The following is a 3,858-nucleotide window of genomic DNA, read 5'->3' as shown; positions in this document are numbered from 1 at the left end:
AGTCGGTCCCACCCCTTCCCATCCCGAACAGGACCGTGAAACGACTCTACGCCGATGATAGTGCGGATTCCCGTGTGAAAGTAGGTAATCGTCAGGCTCCCTAAGCCAAGAACCCCCGCCCGAAAGGTGGGGGTTTTTGCATTTGAGCGACGGAAATGCGTGCGGGGTGGGGTAGCGCGCTTCATTCATCACCTCCCTCTGGCCCGCACGCCAGGTCATTCAACTGCCTCCAGCCGCCAAGCCTTATCCCGGAACGAAACCGAACGATTTGATACGATCGAAGTGTCGTCGGCGATTGCACTCGTCGACGTTCATGTTCGAAACAAGGGCTTGATGGAGAGGTCGGGAATGAATATCGGCGATGCATCGCGTGAATCCGGAGTCAGCGCAAAAATGATCCGGTACTACGAACAGGTCGGCCTGCTGGCGCCGAGCAAGCGGACCGATGCCGGCTACCGGATCTACGGTGCGGACGAAATCCATATCCTGCGCTTCATCCGCCAGGCGAGACGCCTTGGCTTTCTCGTCGAGGACATCCGCAAGCTGCTGATGCTTTGGCAAGACCGTTCCCGCGCGAGCGCCGAAGTGAAGTCGATTGCCCTCGAGCACGTGGCCGAACTCGACAAGCGCATCGCGGAATTGAGCGACATGCGCAACACATTGGCCGATCTCGCCGCGCACTGTCATGGTGACGGGCGGCCCGAATGCCCGATTTTGGCGCGTCTGTCCGACCCCGTCGGTGAACCAAATTAGTGCGCGCACTCGAGGGCCGAAAGAGGTCGCGATTCGGTTTTTATAAAAATCAATGGGTTACGAAAGATCGACGGTCATCCATTCCGATTGGGAATGACTTCCATGCAAGTATTTCACTAGCATCTTGGTGCGGCATCGCTATAATTCGGGATAACCCTATACGGGAAATCCCTGAACACCGATTCACCAGGGGTCCCCCTTCCTTGGAGAATGTCATGATCGCCTACATCGTCGAAAAGCTGAGCAACTGGTTTGAATCCGCAGAACGTGAACGCCGCGAGGCTTACCTCGCCACGTCGTCGGACATCGTCCAGCTCGAGAGCCGCATCCGCTCGCTGGAAACCAACGGCTACTCGCTGTAATCGGAGTCACCGTCAGGTGCCACGTGGCACCGAACGATAAGCAAGCCCCGTATTGACGGGGCTTTGTTTTTTTGTGCACCGGATCTGGCGCAATCGTCAGTGCAGCGCTATGGTATGCACCTGCTTTTCATCCTGAAGGACACGATCATGCGTTTGCGTCTCGATGTGCGTCGAAGTGCCCGCGCGCGTCTCGTTCTGGGCGCGGCGGTGCTTGTCCATGGACTCGCAGCTGCTGCCGCGACATCGTCCAAACCGCTGATTCTCGATACGCAACGCGGTATTCAGGACGGTAAGGGCGGACTGGTACTGCAGACGGCACCGTTGTCTTCCGAGCCGATCGTCGAGCCGGCAGGCATGCGGGCGCCGGCCGGGCAGGCGCCGAACACGTCGGTTCCGTTGTTCGTCGCGCCGTATATCAATGTCCCCGCGTGGGGTGGACAGCCAGCCAACCAGCCAAGGCTCGCGCCGAGACCGCAGCCGTAGCGCGCGGTCTCGGTCTCCCGTTCAGTTGCCGCGGTGCTCGATCTGGCAGCGGGCGCCGCTGTCCTGTCCCAGCATCTCGACCAGATAGGGCAGCGCCTCGTTCATGCTCTGCGCGAGCGTATACGGCGGATTCAGAATGAACATCCCGCTGCCGTAGAGGCCCAGCCCGTCAGTCGGCGGATTCGACACCGTCAGCGTCAGGTGCAGCCAGTTGTTCGGTTGCAGGCGCTTCAACTGCTCGGGAAAACGCTGCGATTCCGTCCGGGTGACCTGCGGGTACCAGATTGCATAGCAGCCCGTCGCGAAGCGCTTCAGGCACTCCGTCACGCAAGTCACCGTACGCGCGTAGTCCTTCTTGTCCTCGTAGGACGGGTCGATCAGCACGAGTGCGCGTCGCGGCGGCGGCGGCAGCAGTGCCTTGACGCCTTCGAAGCCGTCGCCGGCAAAGATCATCGCGCGTCGCCCCGCGTCGCGGAAATTGTGGCGCAGCACGTCGATTTCCGTCGTGTGCATTTCGAACAGGCGCATGCGGTCCTGCTCGCGCATCGATCGCCATGCGATGTACGGGGAACCCGGGTAGAAGCGCAGTTCACCGTCGTCGTTCAGCGCGCGGACTTCATCGATATAGTCGCCCAGCGCTTCCGGCAGGTTCTTTTCGTTCCACAGCCGGCCGATCCCGGTGTCGAATTCCGACGTCTTCGCCGCGTAGCCGTCGCGCAGCGAGTACACGCCGGCACCTGCATGCGTGTCGATGTACCAGTAGGACTTGTCTTTCTTGTTCAGGTAGCGCAGCAACTGGACGACGACGGCGTGCTTGAGCACGTCCGCGTGGTTGCCGGCGTGAAAACCGTGACGATAACTGAGCATGGCGGGCTGCCTGAAACGAAAGGTGAATCGATGAAAGCGGTCGATCGTGCGCGGCCGTCAGGCCGGGCGCCGATGCGGGCCGCGTATTGTACGCGAGTGGCCGGGCATCGCCTTATTCGTACGCATCGCCGACCACCACCTCGATGCGTTGCTTCACATCCGGCGTCAGCTTCGCGGCAACGTCGAGTGCGCGCATGTTGTCGCCGATCTGCTCGATCCGCGACGCGCCGGTGATGACCGAACTCACGCGCGGATTCGCGAGCACCCATGCGATCGCAAGCTGGCCCGTGCTGCAGCCGAGCTCGGCTGCGATTCCGCCGAGCCGTTCGACGATGTCGTTGGCGGCCTGATCGGTCAGGCGGTCGCGCATCCAGTCGTAACCCTGCAACTGCGCGCGGCTGCCGGGCGGCACGCCGTTACGGTACTTGCCGGTGAGCAGGCCAGATGCCAGCGGGCTCCATGTCGTGAGGCCGAGACCGTAGTCGTCGTACAGCCGCGCATATTCCTGTTCGACTCGCGTGCGGTGGAACAGGTTGTACTGCGGCTGCTCGACGACCGGCTTGTGAAGGTGATGCCGTTCGGCGATTTCGCACGCGGCCCGGATCTCGTCGGCGCGCCATTCCGACGTGCCCCAGTACAGCGCCTTGCCGCGGACGATCATGTCGCTCATTGCCCAGACGGTTTCCTCGATCGGCGTGTTCGGATCGGGGCGATGGCAATAGACGAGGTCGACATAGTCGAGTTGCAGCCGGCGCAGCGAGCCGTCGATGGCGTTCAGCAGGTATTTCCGGTTCAGCGTGTGATACTGGTTCGGCGCTTCGGCGAGCCCCCAGAAGAACTTCGTGGACACGATGTAGCTGACGCGTGGCCAGTCGAGCGACTTGAGCGCGTGGCCCATGATTTCCTCGGACTTGCCGCCGGCGTAGACCTCGGCGTTGTCGAAGAAATTGACACCCGCGTCGCGCGCCGCAGCCAGGCATTCGCGCGCGACCCGCTGGTCGACCTGGTTGCCGTACGTCACCCACGAACCGAGCGAAAGCTCGCTGATCTGCAGGCCGGAGCGGCCTAGCCGTCGATAGTGCATGCGAATCACCTGCTTGACAGAACCGACCTTAAGCTTAGACGTTTTGCGCGCGAACGGCGGGGCCGATCGTGCACAATGACGGCTGGCCCGCCGGTGCGATCGCGCGACGGTAGCGGATGCGGCGGGCGCTTGTTTTATCGATCCGACAACGGGAGGAGATGGACATGGCAGCAGATCTGAGCGGCAAGACCGCAGTCGTCACGGGCGCCGCGAGCGGCATCGGCAAGGAAATCGCACTCGAGCTCGCGAAGGCGGGCGCGGCGGTCGCGATCGCCGACCTGAACCAGGACGGCGCGAACGCGGTCGCCG

Annotated in this window: 6 protein-coding genes and 1 rRNA gene; 5 read left to right on the top strand and 2 right to left on the bottom strand. The window is 62.2% G+C overall.

The window, feature by feature from the left end; genetic code table 11:
* From rrf to QZM67_RS39680, 4 genes are all read left to right on the top strand, one after another.
* Positions 1–97, top strand: a 5S ribosomal RNA gene (rrf, locus tag QZM67_RS39695); the annotation flags it as partial.
* A gap of 251 nt (positions 98–348) precedes the next feature.
* Positions 349–753, top strand: a complete 405-nt coding sequence (cueR, locus tag QZM67_RS39690; protein WP_043188775.1) for a Cu(I)-responsive transcriptional regulator — start codon at positions 349–351, stop codon at positions 751–753.
* 215 nt (positions 754–968) lie between these two features.
* A complete protein-coding gene (locus tag QZM67_RS39685; RefSeq protein WP_006478295.1) occupies positions 969–1,115 on the top strand; it encodes a DUF3563 family protein in 147 nt (48 codons plus the stop codon).
* Positions 1,116–1,229: 114 nt separating this feature from the next.
* The gene (locus tag QZM67_RS39680) at positions 1,230–1,598 is read left to right on the top strand and encodes a hypothetical protein (protein WP_175026438.1); all 369 of its coding nucleotides are present in this window, start codon (positions 1,230–1,232) and stop codon (positions 1,596–1,598) included.
* A gap of 21 nt (positions 1,599–1,619) precedes the next feature.
* Here the strand turns inward: QZM67_RS39680 and QZM67_RS39675 are convergent, their stop codons facing one another.
* Positions 1,620–2,465 carry a 23S rRNA (adenine(2030)-N(6))-methyltransferase RlmJ gene (locus QZM67_RS39675; protein WP_175026439.1) on the bottom strand — a complete coding sequence of 282 codons (846 nt, stop codon included), beginning with the start codon at positions 2,463–2,465 and terminating at the stop codon, positions 1,620–1,622.
* Between the two features lie 112 nt (positions 2,466–2,577).
* Positions 2,578–3,549 carry an aldo/keto reductase gene (locus QZM67_RS39670; RefSeq protein WP_301811892.1) on the bottom strand — a complete coding sequence of 324 codons (972 nt, stop codon included), beginning with the start codon at positions 3,547–3,549 and terminating at the stop codon, positions 2,578–2,580.
* A gap of 164 nt (positions 3,550–3,713) precedes the next feature.
* On the opposite strand from QZM67_RS39670, the gene QZM67_RS39665 reads away from it, so the two are divergent.
* The coding region (locus QZM67_RS39665; RefSeq protein WP_131932302.1) for an SDR family NAD(P)-dependent oxidoreductase at positions 3,714–3,858 on the top strand (145 nt) is incomplete at its 3' end.

Origin of the sequence: Burkholderia sp. AU45251 (genome assembly GCF_030482905.1) — a bacterium.
GTDB lineage: Bacteria > Pseudomonadota > Gammaproteobacteria > Burkholderiales > Burkholderiaceae > Burkholderia > Burkholderia aenigmatica.
Note: the sequence above shows the minus strand (reverse complement) of the source record. Positions and strands in the feature narration are given on the sequence as shown.